This window comes from Aeromonas sp., from assembly GCF_050633025.1.
Classification (GTDB): Bacteria; Pseudomonadota; Gammaproteobacteria; order Enterobacterales; family Aeromonadaceae; genus Aeromonas.
This window is the reverse complement of record NZ_JBODRQ010000071.1, coordinates 1-19,019: the sequence shown is the minus strand read 5'-3', so window position 1 is coordinate 19,019 and position 19,019 is coordinate 1. Positions and strand designations below refer to the sequence as shown.

Here is a 19,019-nt window from a genome sequence, read left to right as displayed (position 1 = left end):
CGTGGCGATACAACTCGTCATAGCCACGTTGACGTTGATCGGCGTCCATATAAAAACTACCGCGCCGCTTCTGTTCCGCTTCGTTGACCACAGTGTCCAGTGCTTCAAGCTCCTGCTCTACTACGATGCGGGTTGTGTCGGCTTGCTGCTGGCTCACTTTGTCCAGCTCCTCGGGTAATCGGTATTGATACATCACTCTATCCTGCAAGATAACCAAGCATTATTGTCACATGGGGTGTCAGGCCACTATATAGTCAGACTTTTCTTGAATATATATTCAGTCCTTAGACCTAATGTTGCTTACATTCAATGTCAGCAACGCATACCCTTTGAGCCGCTTTAACTTCTGTGACGAACGAGGCGGGGTTTAAATCGTCGTCCGTGAAACACTGTTTCGTACATTTTTACCGCACACTCTGATCGTCGAGAAATAGAAAGCGCTGCACTCGCTGATGATCACTCTTCCAGAAAGTAATCCGAATCCAGGGTCTTGATGGTGAGGGTCTGGCGGGTGGTGACGCCGACGCCGTATTCGATCATCAGGGCGGCAAGGCGGGCACCATCGATCAGCACGATGCGCTTCTCTATCAAACCCACATACTCCTGCGCCTCACGGCTAAAGCTGGCGGTGGTGATAAAGACCCCCTTGCGGGCCTTGTGCAGATCCAGCGCCCCCGCGAAAGACTGGATCTCGGGACGCCCGACGGTTTTGTCTGTATAGCGCTTGGCCTGCAGGTAGATGGAGTCGAGCCCCAGCCTGTCCTCCTTGATGATGCCGTCGATGCCGCCATCGCTGCTGTAGCGAGTGGTGCGGGCCGCATCCTGCTGGCTGCCGCCATAGCCCATGGCCACCATCAGATCGACCACCAGCTGTTCAAAGAAACGAGGGGAAAGGCCAAGGATTTCGGCCAGCAGGTCATCGGCAAGGGAGCGATTGATGGCGGCCAGCGCCAGCTCAATCTGCTCTTGCGGGGTGCTGGCCTGCTCCGGTGTTAGCGTGTCTGTCGGGGTCACTAAGGCGTGCTGCGTATTGCCAGCGCTCTCACTGGAGGCCAGGGTAAACGCCACGAATTCGTTGAATTGGGCCAGATAGTGGTTGTCGATTGACTGCCCCGATACCAGTGCCGCCTTACCCCGTTCGGTGATAAGGCAGATGCCCCGCTTGGGTTGCTCGATGAGGCCCGCCTTGACCAGATAGGTCTTGGCCCAGCCGACCCGGCTGCGCAGCGTGGTTTGGCGGCCACTTGGCAAGGTGTCGGCCAACTGCTCCGGAGTAAAGGCATAGTGCTGGCAAACCCGCTCGAATACCTCACGCAGAGGGCGGGCGACACCATCGGCCAATACCTTGAGCACGGCTGGCATCATGGCTTCATAGCTGGGCAGGGTTTCTTTCATCAGGCAACCGGATCGAGATAAAACAGGGGCTTATCTTGCCACAGCGACCTGCTTGGGGCCATGTTCTCGGCTCGACCCTGTGCGTCAGATCCCTTCTTGAACGTCTCCTGGCCGCCAGTTAGCGGCTGGAAAGAGCCAGCTTGATCCCGAGCCCGACAAACAGGGTGCCGATGCCGCGGTTGAGCCAGCGGCCAATCCGGGCTGGCAACTTCACCTTGTTGCGAGCGTATGCCGTGCTGAAGACCAGAAAGTGGCACCAGATCATCCCGTTCAGGTTGAAGATGCAACCGAGCAGGATAAAGGCGAGCGCCTTGTCGGGAGCATCCGGCGCGATGAACTGGGGCACGAAGGCGAGGAAAAAGAGCGCCACCTTGGGGTTGAGCACATTGGTCAACACTCCCTGCCGATAAATCTGGCCATAGGAGAGAGCAGGCAAGGTGGCCCCTCTCTCCATTGCCCCCGTCGTTTGCTGGCGCAGCAGGGAAAACCCCAGATAAATGAGGTAGATGGCGCCAGCCAGCTTGATAAGGGCAAACAGCTCGGCCGAGGTACTGAGCAGGGCCGACAGACCGAGGGCTGCCGCCAGCACATGGATCATGGTGCCGGTTCCTATCCCCAGCGCGGCCGCCGAACCGGCACGCCATCCCTGCGACCCGCTGCGAAACATGATGAGCAGGGAGTCCGGCCCCGGCATGATATTGAGCAGCAGCCCCGAGACCATAAACAGCGCCAAATCGTGGATCCCGAACATCTCCCCTCCCCTCGTAAAGAAAAACCAAACAAAAAGGGCTCCGCAGAGCCCTCTTTCCTTTCACTCTGCGGCAGCAGACGTGTCATCAGCTGTCCCGCCAGCCATCAGGGCCGCAGCGCCTTGTCCGCCCGCGAGATGCCGCAGACGCCGGAGCGCACCACTTCGATGATCTCGTTGGTCTGGGCGGCAGTCTTGATAAAGGCATCCAGCTTCTCGCTGGTACCCACCAGCTGTACCGTGTACTGCTCGGGAGTAACGTCGACAATCTGGCCGCGGAAGATATCCGCCAGCCGTTTCAGCTCGTCACGGGCACCACCGGCGGCGCGCGCCTTGACCAGCGCGATCTCCCGCTCGATATGCTCCCCTTCACTCAGGTCGCACACCTTGAGCACATCCACCAGCTTGTGCAGTTGCTTCTGGATCTGCTCCAGCACCCGCTCGTCACCCATGGTGACGATAGTCATGCGCGACAGGGTGGGATCCTCGGTCGGCGCCACCGTCAGGGTCTCGATGTTGTAGCCACGCTGGGAGAAGAGACCCACCACGCGGCTCAGGGCGCCGGATTCGTTCTCCAGCAGTACTGAAATGATGTGTCTCATGATAATTCCCCCGCCTTGCTCAGCCACATCTCGTCCTTGATGGAACCAAACTTGAGCTTCTTGAGCACGACCGAAATAATATGTTCCATCGTCAGGTTCTCTCCGTCTTGCTCAGCCACATCTCGTCCATGGCGCCAAACTTGATCTGCATCGGATAGACGTGCTCATCCGGGTCGACCGAGATATCCATAAACACCAGCCGCTCCTTCATGGCGAAGGCTTTCTCCATAGCGCTCTCCAGCTCGGCCGGATCGCTCACCGCGATACCGACGTGGCCATAGGCTTCCGCCAGTTTGACGAAGTCCGGCAGTGACTCCATGTAGGAGTGGCTGTGACGACCGCCGTAGAACATCTTCTGCCACTGCTTGACCATGCCCAGTGCACGGTTGTTGATGGAGATGATCTTGATGGGCACTCCGTACTGCATGCAGGTGGAGAGCTCCTGAATGTTCATCTGCACCGAGCCATCGCCGGTGACGCAGCAGACCACCGCATCCGGGTTGGCAAACTGGGCCCCCATGGCGGCCGGAATACCGAAGCCCATGGTGCCGAGGCCACCGGAGTTGATCCACTGGCGCGGTTTGGCAAACGGGTAGTAGAGGGCAGCAAACATCTGGTGCTGGCCCACGTCGGAGGCAACGAACGCCTGACCCTGAGTCACCTTGTAGAGGGTCTCGATAACCTGTTGCGGCTTGATCTGGGTGGCCGACTTTTCGTAGGCCAGACAGTGACGGGAGCGCCACTGGTTGATCTGGCTCCACCAGTCCGCCAGCGCCTCCTTGTCGTTATCGAAGCCACACTCGCGGATCACTTCCAGCATCTGCTCCAACACGGTTTCCACCGAGCCGACGATGGGCACATGGGCCTGCACCGTCTTGGAGATGGAGGTGGGGTCGATATCGATATGGACCACGGTGGCATTGGGGCAGAACTTGGCCACGTTGTTGGTGACGCGGTCATCGAAGCGGGCACCGACGGCGAAGATGAGATCCGCGTTGTGCATGGTCTTGTTGGCTTCGAAGGTGCCATGCATCCCCAGCATGCCGATAAATTGCGGATGGACGCCGGAGAAGGCCCCCAGTCCCATCAGGGTGGTGGTCACCGGCAGGTTCAGCAGCTCCGCCAGCTTGGTCACCAGATGATCCGCATTGGCGTTGATGGCACCGCCGCCCACATACATCACCGGGCGCTGGGCATCCACCAGCATCTTGGCAGCCCGCTTGATCTGCCCTTTATGGCCAGACTTGGTCGGGTTGTAGGAGCGCAGGGAGACCGTCTCGGGATACTGGTAGGGGAATTTTTCTTTCGGATTCTGCACATCTTTGGGCAGATCCACCACCACCGGCCCCGGGCGGCCGCTGGCGGCAATGTAGTAGGCCTTCTTGATGGCCTCGGGAATATCGCTCGCCTTCTTGCACAGGAAGCTGTGCTTCACCACCGGGCGGGAGATACCGATCATGTCGGTCTCCTGGAACGCATCCTCACCGATCATGCTGGTCGGCACCTGACCGGAGAGGATCACCAGCGGAATGGAATCCATATAGGCGGTGGCAATACCGGTAATGCAGTTGGTCGCCCCCGGGCCTGACGTTACCAGCACTGTCCCCACCTTGCCGGTGGAACGGGCGTAACCGTCAGCCATGTGAACCGCGGCTTGCTCATGCCGCACCAAGACATGCTCCATCTTGCCGTTTTCGAAGAGAGCGTCATAGATGTCGAGCACCGAGCCACCAGGGTAGCCGAAGACGTGTTCAACTCCCTGATCCTCCAGCGCTCTAACCACCATCTGGGCGCCTGATAACATCTCCATGATAAAGCCCTCCAGGCTTTGCTCCGTGTTTAACGAATCCCGCCGACGATACCGTGCTTCCCGGCACAGCCCGATCCGTTTCTTGTTGTTATCTGAATGCAGATCGGCCCAATTCAGCCCCGTCGACAGGTGAAAAAAAGGATTTTTCCGTCATTCACCCGAAAATCGGGTGAAAAACCAACTTAACCCGCTTCATAACGCTTGTCCACGGCTTTATCTGACCAGAACAGTCATACATTTCAACCGGCTATTAACATTCAATGACTTGCCGCAGCGGCCATGAGACAAAAGGGAAGGGAGTCGAGGAATAGCCAGCGGAACATTCCGCAGAGGGGAAAAACAGCCACAAAAAAGCCCGCCGTTCAGCGGCGGGCCTGATGCCGGATGATCGGCTCAGTTCTCCTGATCCGGCTCGGCCAGCCAAATCTGCTGATCCGGATCGGTCTCTTCACAGACCGAAATGCTGACCCCCATATCGAGCAGCTCGTGCAGGGTGAGATTGTCAGCCAGGTTCATGACTTCGCCATTTTCATTGGTAAAGCGCATTTGCTCCGTCCTCTCCTTGGTGGGATCACCTTTCAGTCTAGTCAACAACGCTCACTTGCGATAACCAGCAGCCGGATAAACAAGCCCACATCGAGCTCGAACGCTCACTCCCCTCATTCGGAAACAGAGGACGCAGGGCGATCGCCGAAAAGATAATCCCCTCTCGCCCCGGTGCAGCTCAGTGCCCTGGTCTGTGTGCGACTGTGGCTGATATGGCCGTTGCCGGCGCCTTGCACAACAGACGGGATCCTCGCCCCCGGATCCTGCAGAAGGCCTGCACGACGTAAAGGAGGATGACGTTGAACAAGGGATAACAGATTTATGAAAAAAGGGCCGAATGGCCCTTTTAAATCTCGATGTTGCGGCAAAATCAGTGGCTACCGCGCAGACCGGTCTCCATCAGACGGCAGTTGTGATCCGCCAGACGGGCCATGAACTGTTCGTCTACTTTCAGGCCAAACACCTGCTCGTAGAGATCTTTCATCACGAACGGCTGCCACATCATGCTGAGGAAGGAGATCTTCAGCATCTCGGGATCCAGTGTGTCGCCCAGCTCGCCATTGGACTTCATGGTTTCCAGCAGGGCATCGAACTGGGGAAGCTGGCGTTCCAGCAGGCGATTCAGCACAAAATCCCGGCCCGGGCTCTTCTCGGTCGACAATGCGCTGGAGATAGCCGAGGTCAGCTCGCTGTTAGGTGCCATCACCTGATAGTAGGTGTTGAGGAGTTCGTTAAGGCTGTGATTGCTCTGTTCATCTTGCCAGGCATGGTCAAGCGGCTCGGCGACATCGCCCAGCACCGCTTTGTAAAGACCCTCTTTACTGCCGAAGTAGTAGTGGATCATTGCCAGATTGGAGCCAGCAAGCTCCGCGATTTCGCGGGTAGTCACCTTGCTATAGGGAGTATTGAGAAAACGCTCACGGGCGGCAGCAAGCAACTTGTCACGAATGTCAGAACGTCCGACCGGACGACCTGGTCTACGTTTTTCCATTTAACACCTCAGATAATTCAGCCAATGCTGATTAAGTCGATCTGGTTGTGCAGAGAATAGAGCACAGCAGGAATGACCAGATAATCGGTCATGGGCCGAATATGGGACAAGGAAATTTGCAATCATTTACAATACGATTAAATACGTCAGTAGATTGCCCCTGACTTTCCGTGTTGACACAGCATAAAAATCTCGATATTGGTAAAAGGGTTGTCAACTGGAAGGAATAACAACGTCATGCGTATTGCCACCCCGCTACTACTAATCTCCCTAATCGCGTTAACTCGCGCGGGATCCTTGTAGCCGGGCTAAGGCATAGCCGGAATTTACAAAAACCCGTGCACCCTGCACGGGTTTTTTTATGCCGCCACAGGATGCACGTTACCGAACTTAGGAAGAGGGAAGTCACATGTCAGATCGGGTCATCATATTCGACACCACCTTGCGTGATGGTGAGCAGGCCCTGGCGGCCAGTTTGACAGTCAAGGAGAAGCTGCAGATCGCCCAGGCACTGGAGCGGCTCGGTGTCGACGTCATGGAGGTGGGCTTCCCGGTCTCCTCTCCCGGCGATTTTCAATCGGTGCAGACCATCGCCCGCCACATCAAAAACAGCCGGGTCTGCGCCCTCGCCCGCGCCCTGCCCAAGGATATCGACGCCGCTGGCGAAGCCTTGCGGGTCGCCGAGGCGTTTCGAATCCACACCTTCATCTCCACCTCCTCCATCCATGTAGAGAGCAAGCTGAAAAAGAGCTTCGAAGATGTGCTGGAGATGGGGGTTGGCGCCATCAAGCACGCTCTGCGCTACACCGATGATGTGGAGTTCTCCTGCGAGGATGCGGGCCGCACGCCGATTGATAATCTCTGTCGCATGGTCGAGGCCGCCATCAAGGCGGGCGCCCGCACCATCAATATCCCCGATACCGTCGGCTACACGGTACCGACCGAGTTCTCCGGCATCATCCATACCCTGTTCAACCGGGTGCCCAACATCGACAAGGCGATCATCTCGGTCCACTGCCACGACGATCTGGGGCTCTCGGTGGCCAACTCCATCGGCGCGGTGCAGATGGGGGCCCGCCAGATCGAGTGCACCATCAACGGTATCGGCGAGCGGGCCGGCAACTGCTCGCTGGAAGAGGTGGCGATGATCCTCAAAACCCGCGCCGATCTGCTTGGGGTGCACACCAACATCCGTCACAGCGAAATTCATCGCACCAGCACGCTGGTCAGCCAGCTGTGCAACATGCCGGTGCAACCGAACAAAGCGATTGTCGGAGCCAATGCCTTCTCCCACAGCTCCGGCATCCATCAGGATGGGGTGCTCAAGGCGAAAAATACCTACGAAATCATCACTCCCGAGAGCATTGGTCTGACCCAGAACAACCTCAACATGACCTCCCGCTCCGGCCGCCACGTCATCAAGCACCGGATGGAGTCCATGGGCTACGCCGAGAGCAGCTACGACCTCGACCACCTCTACGGCAAGTTCCTGACCCTGGCCGACAAGAAGGGGCAGGTGTTTGACTACGACCTCGAAGCACTGGCCTTCTTCAGCCAGATCCACGAGGAGCCGGAGCACTTCAAGCTGGAGTACCTCGGGGTCCAGAGCGGCAGCTCGGTGCTGGCCACCGCCTCGGTCAAATTGAAGGTGGGGCAGGATCTGATCTGCGAAGCGGCTACCGGCAACGGCCCGGTGGATGCGGTCTACCAGTGCATCAACCGCATCACCGGCTATGAGATCCGCATCGACAAATATGCCCTCAAAGCTAAGGGCGAAGGGGAAGATGCCCTCGGCCAGGTCGATATCGTCGCCGAGTACAAGGGACGCAAATTCCACGGCATGGGGCTGGCCACCGACATCATCGAATCCTCGGCCCACGCCCTGCTCCATGTGATCAACAGCATCTGGCGCGCCGATCAGGTCGCCGAACAGATGGAACGAAATAACACTATCAAGACGGAGACAGTATGAGCAGTTATCGGATCGCAGTATTGCCGGGTGACGGCATTGGCCCGGAAGTGATGGCCGAGGCCGTCAAGGTGCTGGAAAAGGTGCAGGCCAGGTTCGGCTTCGCTCTCGACTACGAGCACCATGACGTGGGCGGCATCGCCATCGACAACCACGGCACCCCGCTGCCACAAAGCACCATCAAAGGCTGTGAAGCTGCCGATGCTGTGCTGTTTGGCTCGGTGGGCGGCCCCAAGTGGGAGCACCTGCCCCCCAACGATCAGCCGGAGCGCGGCGCCCTGCTGCCCCTGCGTGCCCACTTCAAGCTGTTCTGCAACCTGCGTCCGGCCCGCATCTATACCGGCCTCGAGCAGTTCTCGCCGCTGCGGGCCGACATCTCGGATCGCGGTTTTGACATCGCCTGCGTGCGCGAGCTGACCGGCGGCATCTACTTCGGTCAGCCCAAGGGGCGTGAAGGGGAAGGCCCCACCGAGAAGGCGTTCGATACCGAGGTATACCATCGCTTCGAGATTGAGCGCATCGCCAAGATTGCCTTTGAGTCGGCGCGTGTGCGCCGTGGCAAGGTCACCTCCATCGACAAGGCCAATGTGCTCGCCTCTTCCATCCTGTGGCGCGAGGTGGTGACCGAAGTCGCCAAATCCTACCCAGACGTGGCGCTGAACCATATGTATATCGACAACGCCACCATGCAACTCATCAAGGATCCCTCCCAGTTCGATGTGCTGCTCTGCTCCAACCTGTTCGGCGACATCCTCTCCGACGAGTGCGCCATGATCACCGGCTCCATGGGGCTGCTCCCCTCTGCCAGCCTCAACGAATCGGGTTTCGGCCTGTTCGAACCGGCCGGTGGTTCAGCCCCTGATATCGCCGGCAAGGGTATTGCCAACCCCATCGCCCAGATCCTCTCCGCCGCCCTGATGCTGCGCTACAGTCTGGGCCAGGAAACCGCCGCCCAGGCCATCGAGCAGGCCGTGGCCCAGACCCTGGCCGAGGGTTACTTCACCGCCGACCTGCATCAGGCCAGCGCCCGCCATCCGGTGCAGAGCACGTCCGAGATGGGTAGCCAGATCGCCGCCCGGATCTGAGCCGCATAACAGAGAACAAGGAAGAGAGAAGCAATGGCCAAGACCCTCTATCAGAAAGTATTCGACGCCCACGTGGTACGGGAAGTGGAGGGGGAGACCCCCCTCATCTACATCGACCGCCATCTGGTGCATGAAGTGACCAGCCCGCAGGCATTCGACGGCCTGCGCGCCATGAATCGCCAGCTGCGCCGCCCGGACCTGACCTGGGCCACCATGGATCACAACGTATCCACCACCACTAAGGACATCGCTGCCTCCGGCGAGATGGCCCGCATCCAGATGGAGACGCTCGCCGCCAACTGCAAGGAGTTCGGGGTTCGCCTCTACGATCTCAACCACAAATATCAGGGGATCGTCCATGTGATGGGCCCCGAGCTCGGTATAACCCTGCCCGGCACCACCATCGTCTGTGGCGACTCCCACACCGCCACCCACGGTGCCTTCGGTTCACTGGCGTTCGGTATCGGCACCTCCGAGGTGGAACATGTGATGGCCACCCAGACCCTGAAACAGGGCCGGGCCAAGACCATGCGGATTTCGGTCAACGGCAAGCTGGCCACAGGCATCAGCGCCAAGGACGTGGTGCTGGCCATCATCGGTAAAGTTGGCCACGCAGGCGGTACCGGCTACGTGGTGGAGTTCGCAGGCGAAGCCATCGAAGGGCTCACCATGGAAGGGCGGATGACGGTGTGCAACATGGCCATCGAGCTGGGCGCCAAGGCGGGCATGATCGCCCCCGACCAGACCACCATCGACTACATCCGTGGCAAGGAGTTTGCCCCCAAAGGCGAGGCGCTGGAGCAGGCTATCGCCTACTGGCAGAGCCTCAAGAGCGATGAAAGTGCCCACTTCGATGCAGAAGTAGTGCTGGACGCCGCCGATATCGCCCCGCAGGTCACCTGGGGCACCAACCCGGGTCAGGTGATTGCCGTCAATGAACCGATTCCGGCACCGGAATCCTTCAGCGATCTGATGGAGCAGCAGTCCGCCCGCAAGGCGCTCGCCTACATGGACTTGCAACCGGGCCAGAAGCTCTCAGACGTCACCATCGACAAGGTGTTCATAGGATCCTGCACCAACAGCCGCATCGAGGATCTGCGTGCCGCAGCAGCCATCGCCCGCGGTCGCAAGGTGGCCGCAGGCGTGCAGGCGCTGGTGGTGCCGGGCTCCGAGCAGGTGAAGGCGCAGGCCGAAGCCGAGGGTCTGGACAAGATCTTTATCGAGGCCGGTTTTGAGTGGCGCCTGCCCGGCTGCTCCATGTGTCTGGCGATGAACAACGACCGGCTGCAACCGGGGGAGCGCTGCGCCTCCACCAGCAACCGCAACTTCGAAGGACGTCAGGGCCGCGCAGGCCGCACCCATCTGGTGAGCCCGGCCATGGCCGCCGCTGCCGCCGTCACCGGCCGCTTAGCCGACATTCGCGCACTGTAAGAGGAACCAATGATGACAGGATTCAAACAACATAAAGGGATCGTCGTCCCCCTCGACAGCGCCAACGTCGACACCGACGCCATCATTCCCAAGCAGTTTCTGCAGAAGGTCAATCGCATCGGTTTTGGCAAGCACCTGTTCCACGACTGGCGCTTTCTGGACGATGCCGGCCAGCAGCCCGATCCCGAGTTCGTGCTCAACCAACCGCAATTCGCCGGTGCCAGCATTCTACTGGCCCGCGAGAACTTCGGCTGCGGCTCGAGCCGCGAACACGCCCCCTGGGCGCTGGCCGACTACGGCTTCAAGACCATCATTGCCCCGAGCTTTGCCGACATCTTCTACGGCAACTCCATCAACAATGGCATGGTACCGGTGCGCCTGAAGGAGGAGGAGGTCGACGCACTGTTCCAGCTGGTCGCCGCCCAGCCGGGCATCGAGATCGAGGTGGATCTGGAGGCCAATCAGGTACGTGCAGGTAGCCTCTGCTTCGGTTTCGAGATCGATGAGTTTCGCCGTTACTGCCTGCTCAACGGGCTGGATGCCATCGGTCTGACCCTGCAGCACGAGGCCGCCATCAGCGCTTTTGAGGCGAAGCAACCGAGCTGGATTTAACGCGCCAGTTGCAAAAAACAAACATCATCAACAGGGAGCTTCGGCTCCCTGTTTTGCTGTCCGCTACACTTCCCACATTGAGCCACCGGAACTGGCCCGTGCCACAGGACAGGATGATGAAGAGACCGACGGCAATTCCTCTGCTCTGTGCCCTGCTGCTTGCCCTGCCTGCGGGGGCCAGCCAAACCAGCTTCAACAACAGCCTCGGCCAGATCAGCGTCGGCTGGCAGGACAGCGAAGGCAAACCCCATCAGCTCACCTACCGCCTCGAGCAGGGCAAGTTGCCACCTCTTATCGCCTATCGTCCGGCCAGAATGCAGAAAGATGTGCTGCAAGTGCTACTGCGGGAGGTACGCCAGAGCTACCCAGAGGTACAGTTCACCCTCGCTCGCCCCTCGCTGGAGTTGCATCTGAAAAGCCGCAACCAGGACAAGGCGCGCGAGGCGATGGCCTTTCTGCAGTCACAGCGGAGCAAAGAGGAGCAGGGGTGGCTGACCAAACACTACTTCCAGTACTTCAACACCCCGGACGGGCAACAGGCGATAAAGCAGGATCATGTGCGCATCGCGCTGGAGAGTCGCAGCGGGCTGGCTCCGCTGGCGGATCAACTCAAGCAGCAAGGTAGCACAGAAACGGAAGCGCGCCAGAAGACCGTGGCCCATATGCTCACCTTTATCCAGAGTATTCCCTATCAGCGGCTCGACAGGCTGAACGGAAGGCTGGGCAAGGGGTTTCTCCCGCCCCGTCAGGTACTGGAACAGAACCGGGGTGATTGCGACAGCAAGGTAACCCTGATGGCCGCCCTGCTGGCCCAGCTCTTCCCCGAGCTGAAACAGGCCATGGTGTTCGTCCCCGGCCATGCCCTGCTGGCCGTTGACCTACCCGCCAAGCCGGGGGATGTGACCCTCAACTGGCAAGGGCAGAACTACCTGCTGCTCGAGCCTACCGGCCCCGCTACCTTGCCTGCGGGCCAAATAGCATCGACCAGCAAAACGCTGGTCGATAGCAAGCAGTTGAGTGTGCAGCCGGTTCAGGAGAAAGGCTAATCTCCTTCCTCTGCCGATAGGGAGAAAAAGGATTAACCCTGAGGCAGAAACTCTACCGCCAGCAGCAACCCGCGCTCCTCCTCCAGCACCCGGATAATGCGGGCATGGGCTTCGAAGGGGGGCAACAGGTTATTGTTGGTGGCGAGACTGACCCGGATCGGCTGATTGATGTCGAGCTGGTGTTCAGAGACCGCAATCCCCATGCCGTTGGCACTGAGATCCCGGCAGATCCCCTCCAGTACCAGCTGCTGCTGATAGACGGTGACCGGAGCATTGATGACCATGCGCGCAAAGGCACGCCTTTCCTTGGTATTGGTAAGCACGCGAACATCCTCTGTTGGGTGGGCGTCATCTCATGGGTATTGCACAATTGTGCTGGTCTACCCAAAAGAACGTTAATACAATGCGGTTCGTTTCTCAAACGGGGTGCGGTTTACCGCTGAGATTATACCCGTGTACCTGATCCAGATAATGCTGGCGGAGGAATTTGAGGCATGGCGCTCATTTTTGCGCCCTCACCCGCTGGCACCTCGTTATTAACAAGTAATAGGGAGTGCCACCCATGAAGACCCTGCTGCTGGTCACCACCGGCCTGCTGTCGGCCAATGCGTTCGCCGCCGACACCCTCACCGTCTACACCTACAGCTCCTTCACTGCCGAGTGGGGGCCGGGGCCCAAGATCAAACAGGCCTTCGAGAAAGAGTGCGACTGCACCCTCAATCTGGTTCCCCTCGAAGATGGGGTCGCCATCCTCAACCGGTTGCGGCTGGAAGGCAACCACAGCAAGGCTGATCTGGTGCTGGGACTCGACGATGCCCTCATCAGTGAAGCCAAGCAGAGCGGCCTGTTCGCCCCCCATCCCGCCAAGCTGGATGGCATCAAGGTGCCGGGTGGCTGGCAGGATGACACCTTTGTCCCCTACGACTACGGCTACTTCGCTTTCGTCTATGACAAGGACAAACTCAAGCAGCCGCCAAAAAGCCTGAAAGAACTGGTGGAGCGCCCCGATCTCAAAGTAATCTATCAGGATCCCCGCACCTCTACCCCGGGGCAGGGGTTGATGCTGTGGATGAAGTCTGTCTACGGCGACAAGGCGCCTGCCGCCTGGAGCGAGCTGGCCAAAAAGACGGTCACCGTCACCAAGGGGTGGTCAGAGGCCTATGGCATGTTCCTCGATGGTGAAGCGGACATGGTGCTCTCCTACACCACCTCTCCGGCCTATCACCTGATTGCCGAGAACAAGCCCCAGTATCAGGCTGCCGCCTTCGAGGAGGGTCACTACCGTCAGGTGGAAGTGGCTGCCAAGCTGAAGAGTGCCAAACAGGAGAAGCTGGCTGACCAGTTCCTGCAATTTATGGTGAGCTCCGCCTTCCAGAGCGAGATCCCGACCGGCAACTGGATGTATCCGGTCATCGACACGCCGCTGCCCAAGGGCTTCGAACAGATGATCACCGTAGCCAAGCCGCTCGCCTTCAGCAGCTATGAGGTGGCCGCCAATCGCAAAGGGTGGATCCGCGAGTGGCTGCAAGCCGTCACCCAGTGAGCCGTTCTCTGAAACCACAGGCTCGTCCTCTCTGGTGGCTGCCGGGCAGTGCAGCCACCCTGTTGATCCTGCTGTTATCCCTCGGGCCGCTGGCGGCCCTGTTGTGGCAGGCCGGTTCGCTGGCGCCCCGCTCCCTGCTCGCAGACCCTTATCTGCGCCATGTGCTGGGCTTCAGTCTGGGGCAGGCACTGCTCTCCACTCTGTTCAGTCTCGGGCTAGCCATTCCGGTGGCCCGCGCGCTGGCGCGGCGCCGTTTCGTTGGCCGCACCCTGCTGATCAAGCTGTTCGGCCTCTCGCTGGTGCTACCGGTCATCATCGCCATCTTCGGCATAGTAGCGGTACACGGCAAACAGGGGTGGCTGCCGCAGCTGTTGCGCTCACTGGGACTGGATCCCGGCAATTATCTCTACGGCCTGTTCGGCATCCTGCTGGCCCACGTCTTCTTCAATATGCCGCTGGCGGCACGCCTGATGCTGCAGAGCATAGAGAGCATCCCCGAATCGAGCTGGCGCCTCGCCAGCCAGCTCGGCATGCGCTCATCCCATATCTTCCGGCTGCTGGAGTGGCCGCTTATTCGCGGCATATTGCCGGGGCTGGCCAGCCTTATCTTTATGCTCTGCTTCACCAGCTTCACTACCGTGCTGGCGCTGGGGGGCGGGCCGAAATCGACCACCCTGGAGGTGGCCGTCTATCAGGCGCTGCGCTTTGACTTCGATCTCGCCACCGCGGGCGGACTGGCGCTGGTGCAGCTGATCCTGACCGCCGCCCTGCTCGCCCTGCAGCACAAGCTGCAGAGTACCCCGGCCAGCAGGGTGACTCCCCGTCGCCCCTGCCTGCGACCGGATCGCCATCAGCAGGGCACGGCCGTGGTGGATCTGCTCTCGCTCGGTATCGGGCTCGCCATCTTTCTGCCACCGTTGCTGGCCATCGTGGTGGCAGGCCTTCACCCCGGCCTGCTGACAGCGCTCACCTCCAGCAAGCTGTGGCAGGCGAGCGGCCAATCGCTGCTGATTGCGCTGGCGGCAGGCACCCTGGCGACCCTGCTTGGCAGCGGCCTGCTGCTCACCAGCCGTCACCTCAAGGTACGCACCCGCCAGCGACGGGCTGCCGCCCTGTGGGAGGCCAGCGGCTCGATGATCCTGATGATCCCGGCTGTGGTGCTCTCTACCGGTCTCTTCATCCTGTTTATGCCCTTTGCCGACGTGTTCGCCCTCGGCCCCTGGCTGATAGTACTGGTCAACGCCCTGATGGCGCTGCCCTATGTGATGCGCACCCTCTCCGCCCCCATGCAGTTGGTGGTACGCCAGTACGATCGGCTGGCGGACAGTCTGGGGGTGCGCGGCCTGCATCGCCTGCGACTGGTGGAGTGGCCGCTGCTGCGCCGTCCGCTGGCACTGGCGATGGCGCTGTCGATGATCCTCTCGCTGGGGGATCTCGGCGCCATCGCCATGTTTGGCAGTCAGGAGCTCACCACCCTGCCCTGGCTGCTCTACCAGCAGCTCGGCAGCTACCGATTGACCGAGGCAGCAGCCACCGCTCTGCTGCTGCTTACGCTCTGTTTCTCCCTGTTCTGGCTGGTGGAGCGGGGTCTTGGAGGAAAACATGCTGAACATTGATACGCTGGTGACCAGCTACCCCGACTGGCGCGTCAGCTTCAGCGCGACCCTGCCCAAGGGGGAGATCACCGCACTGATCGGCCCAAGCGGCGCAGGCAAGTCGACCCTGCTCGGGATGATCGCCGGCTTCGTGCCGGTGGAATCGGGCCGCCTCAGCTTCGATGGCGAAGATCTGCTGCCGCTGGGCCCGGCCGAGCGACCAGTCACCACCCTGTTTCAGGATCACAACCTGTTCCTCCACCTGTCGGTGTTCGACAACATCGCCATCGGCTTACACCCGGGGCTGCGCCTGAGTGCTGCCCAGCAGGCACAGGTGATCGATGCAGCCGCGCGGGTTGGTCTTGGCGAGATGTTAAACCGCCAGCCTGAACAGCTCTCCGGCGGCCAACAGCAGCGGGTCGGGCTGGCCCGTGCGCTGGTGCGAGGCAAACCGTTGCTGCTGCTGGATGAGCCCTTCTCTGCCCTCGATCCCGCCTTGCGCCGCGAGATGCTGGCCGAAGTGGCGCGCCTCACCTGCGAACAGGGCATTACCGTACTGATGGTCTCCCACAATCCGGAGGATGCCCAGCTGATTGCCGATCAGGTGCTCTTTGTCGACGAGGGGCGCATCGCCCTGCAAGGCACGCCGGATATTCTGCAAAACAGCAACCACTCGGGGCTGCTGCGCTACCTTGGACAGTGACCCAAGGACACTGAACTGGTGACGGGATCAAAAAAGGGAAGCCAAGTGGCTTCCCTTTTTCATATGAAGATAGTCAGCTAAATCAGAGATTTTCCTCGGCGAACGAAGCCAGTCGGCTGCGCACCACGCCGTTGAGGAAGATGTTGGCACTGCCGTCAAAATCCTTGAAACGCTCGACAATGTAGGTCAGACCCGAGGTCACCGGACTCAGGTAGTTGGAGTCGATCTGGGCCAGGTTACCGGAGCAGACGATCTTGGTGCCTTCGCCGCAACGGGTGATGATGGTCTTGATCTGGGAAGCGGTCAGGTTCTGGCACTCATCCAGCAGCACGAAGGTGTTCTGGATGCTGCGCCCGCGCATGAAGTTGACCGATTTGAACTGGATGTTGGCCTTCTCCATGATGTAGCTGAGCGAGCCGCTCATATTCTCGTCCTGCTTGTGCAGCACCTCCAGGGTGTCGGTCACCGCCGCCAGCCAGGGCATCATTTTCTCCTCCTCGGTGCCGGGCAGGAAGCCGATGCTCTCGGCAATTTCCGGGGTATTCCGGGTGACGATCACCTTCTCGTAGATCCCCTTCTCGATCACCAGCTCCAGCGCAGCAGCCATGGCCAGCAAGGTCTTGCCACAACCCGCCGGGCCGGTCAGGATCACCAGATCGATGTGCGGATCGAGCAACGCATCCAGCGCCATCCCCTGATAGACGTTCTTGGGATGGACACCCCACGCCTTGCGGGACATCAGCCGCTCGCGGCCCAGATCCTTGATGCGGATCTTGCTGCCATCGTGGCTGAGCACCCGGGCGGCGAAGAAATTCTCTTCATCCACCAAATACTGGTTTACGTGGACCCCTTCCAGCAGATTGGCATCGATCACATGGATGGTGTCGCGGCCATGGGTCTCGCTCTCGCACTCCCCAACCCGCTCCCAGAAGCTGCCGGGCACCACCTGAAAGCCTTTGGCCAGCAGGCGGATATCGTCGATCAGCTGGTCGCTGCGGTAATCTTCAACGTGAGCAAGTCCGGCCCCCTTGGCCTTGAGGCGCATGTTGATGTCTTTGGTGACCAGCACCACCTGACGCTTCAACTCGTGCTTTTGCAGATAGAGGGCCGCGTTGATGATGCGGTTGTCGGCCTCCTTGTCGGTAAAGACCTCGGCATCCTGCGGCAGATGGTGATCGCTGAAGATGCAGATATTGCCGCTCGCTTCGCCAGCCAGCGGAACGCCCTGGGAGATCTGATCCGGAGTCGCATCGCGGAACACATCTTCCAGCGCACGAATGGCCACCCGCGCGTCGCGGCTGACATCCTTGTGGCGATCCTTGATGTTATCGAGCTCTTCCAGCACCGTCATGGGGATGAGCACATCGTGCTCTTTGAAGGAGTAGATAGCGAGGGGTTCGTGAAGCAGAACGTTGGTATCCAGGATAAACAGCTTTCGGTCCGTATTGTCCATAAGCATCCTCCTTGGCACTGAAGGGCCACGAGTGTGAATCTCAGATGTCATTGAAACCACACGGCCGTGACAGTTTTATTACCTTCAACGCTACGCCCGATTTTACTATCGCGCAACAAATCACTGGGCAGCCTGATTTGATTGTGCATAAAAACAGCAATAAAAAGACCGGTACTGTGGCCGGTCTTTTTTATATCGTTCAACTACTTGAGCATGTCTGTCAGCCGCACTTGGAGTCGCCACAGTTGAGGAGGTCATGCAGCCATCCTTCAGCACCAGCGCCTTGGTATGGCACTTGTAGCAGAGCGCAGCATTGGCCGGAGAACCACTGCCAGTCTGTTGCTCTTCAGCCTCCTGAGCTGCCTTCAACTCGGCTTGCTTCTCGGCCAGAAACGCCTGCTGATGCTCGTCCAGCCCCGGCACCTTGAGCATGCCGATCTCGGTGAAATGGCTCTCGATGAGGTGTCCTGACAAGATCGGGCAGCCACGGCTCAAGCAGCCCGAGCAGTTCTCCAATGCCTCTTGTTAAACTCAGCCGAGCTGAGTCGGAAAGCCGCGATGAACCCAAAAAACACCCCGGTCAACAGATTTCTGGACCGGGGTTGTTAATCGATTAATTTACCGAGACACTTAATACTCAGATATAGTTCAGGGCTTCTTGACGTAAACGCTCGGAGTGTCACCCGACATATTCAGATAGAACTCATAGACGCCATCGGCATCCGGTGAAAACTTCATATCTTCATACTTGGAGCAAGGATTGACGGGCACAGCCTCACCACCCAAAACGGCGACTCCGTCACTCGGGCTCTTATAGCCAAAGTTGGTACCACAGCTCCAGCCTGAATCAGCAAACTTGAACTTGTAAGGGGCCCACTCTTTCTTGAGGGTGCCTTTGGCCATGTAGAGCTTGTCGGCCACCTTGACGACTTTGCTTTCATCAGTCGCCATCCAGTCGTTCATCTCCCCGCGCAGGTAGATGGACTTACCACCAAAGTCGCTGCTGTCTGCCCCTGACTGCACTGCACCACCATTGGAGGCGCACCCGCCTAATACCAGGGTTCCCGCCGCCAGCATCATCGTTACTGTTCTTTTGAACATGGGTCTATTCCTTAAATTATTGTGATTCCTTGGTCCATCCATGTGGACCGGAGAATTAAACCAGAGAAAGCATCACAAGAAAGGTAGAGGCATCACATTCTGTGTTTTTATATCCACCCCATTGAACCTATGAGCCAGCAAATATAAAACAAAAATTGAGGTTCTTTTGACGCTTTTTTGGAAATTGAATATCAGGAAGAGAGGGATGATAAATTCGATGAATTGCTGCCAATAAAAAAACCCGCTTGATGAGCGGGGTTTCTTGTATTTGGTGCCTGCCAAGAGCGTTCTGCTCTCGCTGGCTGACTACGCTGTCGCATAATCGTTTAATTTTGGTGCCTGGCAGTGTCCTACTCTCGCATGGCGAATGCCACACTACCATCGGCGCT

Annotated in this window: 19 protein-coding genes, 1 pseudogene and 1 riboswitch; of the genes and pseudogenes, 8 read left to right on the top strand and 12 right to left on the bottom strand. The window is 59.0% G+C overall.

The genetic code is table 11. The annotated features are described in order from the left end of the window. The 7 genes from ACRAUW_RS11025 to ACRAUW_RS10995 all read right to left on the bottom strand — a co-directional run. The coding region (locus ACRAUW_RS11025) for a hypothetical protein (protein ID WP_431362315.1) at positions 1-193 on the bottom strand (193 nt) is incomplete at its 3' end. A 263-nt stretch (positions 194-456) separates the two neighbouring features. Then, a complete protein-coding gene (locus ACRAUW_RS11020) occupies positions 457-1,395 on the bottom strand; it encodes a restriction endonuclease (RefSeq protein ID WP_431362314.1) in 939 nt (312 codons plus the stop codon). A 118-nt stretch (positions 1,396-1,513) separates the two neighbouring features. Beyond that, positions 1,514-2,146 (bottom strand): LysE family translocator, encoded by a 633-nt coding sequence (locus ACRAUW_RS11015; RefSeq protein WP_431362313.1) that lies wholly within the window; start codon positions 2,144-2,146, stop codon positions 1,514-1,516. A 104-nt stretch (positions 2,147-2,250) separates the two neighbouring features. After that, positions 2,251-2,745, bottom strand: coding sequence for an acetolactate synthase small subunit (ilvN, locus tag ACRAUW_RS11010; protein ID WP_005311605.1), 495 nt, complete (start codon positions 2,743-2,745; stop codon positions 2,251-2,253). A gap of 91 nt (positions 2,746-2,836) precedes the next feature. Next, positions 2,837-4,555: an acetolactate synthase 3 large subunit gene (locus tag ACRAUW_RS11005; protein WP_431362312.1), complete on the bottom strand. Its 1,719-nt coding sequence runs from the start codon at positions 4,553-4,555 to the stop codon at positions 2,837-2,839. A gap of 393 nt (positions 4,556-4,948) precedes the next feature. Beyond that, a complete protein-coding gene (locus ACRAUW_RS11000) occupies positions 4,949-5,101 on the bottom strand; it encodes a hypothetical protein (protein WP_431362311.1) in 153 nt (50 codons plus the stop codon). A gap of 370 nt (positions 5,102-5,471) precedes the next feature. Next, a complete protein-coding gene (locus tag ACRAUW_RS10995; RefSeq protein ID WP_431362310.1) occupies positions 5,472-6,092 on the bottom strand; it encodes a TetR/AcrR family transcriptional regulator in 621 nt (206 codons plus the stop codon). Positions 6,093-6,501: 409 nt separating this feature from the next. Between ACRAUW_RS10995 and leuA the strand changes: the two genes are divergently transcribed. The 5 genes from leuA (at position 6,502) to ACRAUW_RS10970 (ending at position 12,235) form a co-directional block, all read left to right on the top strand. After that, the gene (leuA, locus tag ACRAUW_RS10990; RefSeq protein WP_431362309.1) at positions 6,502-8,064 is read left to right on the top strand and encodes a 2-isopropylmalate synthase; all 1,563 of its coding nucleotides are present in this window, start codon (positions 6,502-6,504) and stop codon (positions 8,062-8,064) included. Continuing rightward, entirely contained in the window at positions 8,061-9,146 is a 1,086-nt protein-coding gene (gene leuB, locus ACRAUW_RS10985; RefSeq protein ID WP_431362308.1) for a 3-isopropylmalate dehydrogenase, read from the top strand. The genes leuA and leuB overlap by 4 nt, the downstream gene beginning before the upstream one ends. A 33-nt stretch (positions 9,147-9,179) precedes the next feature. Further along, positions 9,180-10,577: a 3-isopropylmalate dehydratase large subunit gene (leuC, locus tag ACRAUW_RS10980; RefSeq protein ID WP_431362307.1), complete on the top strand. Its 1,398-nt coding sequence runs from the start codon at positions 9,180-9,182 to the stop codon at positions 10,575-10,577. A gap of 12 nt (positions 10,578-10,589) precedes the next feature. Continuing rightward, entirely contained in the window at positions 10,590-11,189 is a 600-nt protein-coding gene (gene leuD / locus ACRAUW_RS10975) for a 3-isopropylmalate dehydratase small subunit (RefSeq protein WP_431362306.1), read from the top strand. A 116-nt stretch (positions 11,190-11,305) separates the two neighbouring features. Beyond that, the gene (locus ACRAUW_RS10970) at positions 11,306-12,235 is read left to right on the top strand and encodes a transglutaminase domain-containing protein (RefSeq protein WP_431362316.1); all 930 of its coding nucleotides are present in this window, start codon (positions 11,306-11,308) and stop codon (positions 12,233-12,235) included. 32 nt (positions 12,236-12,267) lie between these two features. Here ACRAUW_RS10970 and ACRAUW_RS10965 read toward each other — a convergent pair whose 3' ends face one another. Further along, on the bottom strand, positions 12,268-12,558 hold the full coding sequence (locus tag ACRAUW_RS10965) for a PilZ domain-containing protein (protein ID WP_431362305.1): 291 nt from the start codon (positions 12,556-12,558) through the stop codon (positions 12,268-12,270). An 89-nt stretch (positions 12,559-12,647) separates the two neighbouring features. Further along, a riboswitch (TPP riboswitch) is annotated at positions 12,648-12,738 on the top strand. Between the two features lie 59 nt (positions 12,739-12,797). Here ACRAUW_RS10965 and thiB point away from each other — a divergent pair. The 3 genes from thiB to thiQ are packed head-to-tail and all read left to right on the top strand — an operon-like array spanning position 12,798 to position 16,076. Continuing rightward, a complete protein-coding gene (thiB, locus tag ACRAUW_RS10960; protein WP_431362304.1) occupies positions 12,798-13,778 on the top strand; it encodes a thiamine ABC transporter substrate binding subunit in 981 nt (326 codons plus the stop codon). Then, a complete protein-coding gene (thiP, locus tag ACRAUW_RS10955) occupies positions 13,775-15,394 on the top strand; it encodes a thiamine/thiamine pyrophosphate ABC transporter permease (protein WP_431362303.1) in 1,620 nt (539 codons plus the stop codon). Before thiB ends, thiP begins: the two co-directional genes overlap by 4 nt. Further along, a complete protein-coding gene (gene thiQ, locus ACRAUW_RS10950) occupies positions 15,381-16,076 on the top strand; it encodes a thiamine ABC transporter ATP-binding protein (protein WP_431362302.1) in 696 nt (231 codons plus the stop codon). The genes thiP and thiQ overlap by 14 nt, the downstream gene beginning before the upstream one ends. 82 nt (positions 16,077-16,158) lie before the next feature. On the opposite strand, the gene ACRAUW_RS10945 is transcribed toward thiQ, so the two are convergent. From ACRAUW_RS10945 to ACRAUW_RS10930, 4 genes and pseudogenes are all read right to left on the bottom strand, one after another. Continuing rightward, the gene (locus ACRAUW_RS10945; protein ID WP_431362301.1) at positions 16,159-17,529 is read right to left on the bottom strand and encodes a PhoH family protein; all 1,371 of its coding nucleotides are present in this window, start codon (positions 17,527-17,529) and stop codon (positions 16,159-16,161) included. Between the two features lie 220 nt (positions 17,530-17,749). Next, a pseudogene (locus ACRAUW_RS10940) lies at positions 17,750-17,997 on the bottom strand (NrdJb); the annotation flags it as partial. 180 nt (positions 17,998-18,177) lie between these two features. Continuing rightward, positions 18,178-18,630, bottom strand: coding sequence for a pullulanase (locus tag ACRAUW_RS10935; protein ID WP_431362300.1), 453 nt, complete (start codon positions 18,628-18,630; stop codon positions 18,178-18,180). Positions 18,631-18,757: 127 nt separating this feature from the next. Then, positions 18,758-19,019 (bottom strand): hypothetical protein (locus ACRAUW_RS10930; RefSeq protein WP_431362299.1); only part of this gene is annotated, 262 nt, incomplete at its 5' end.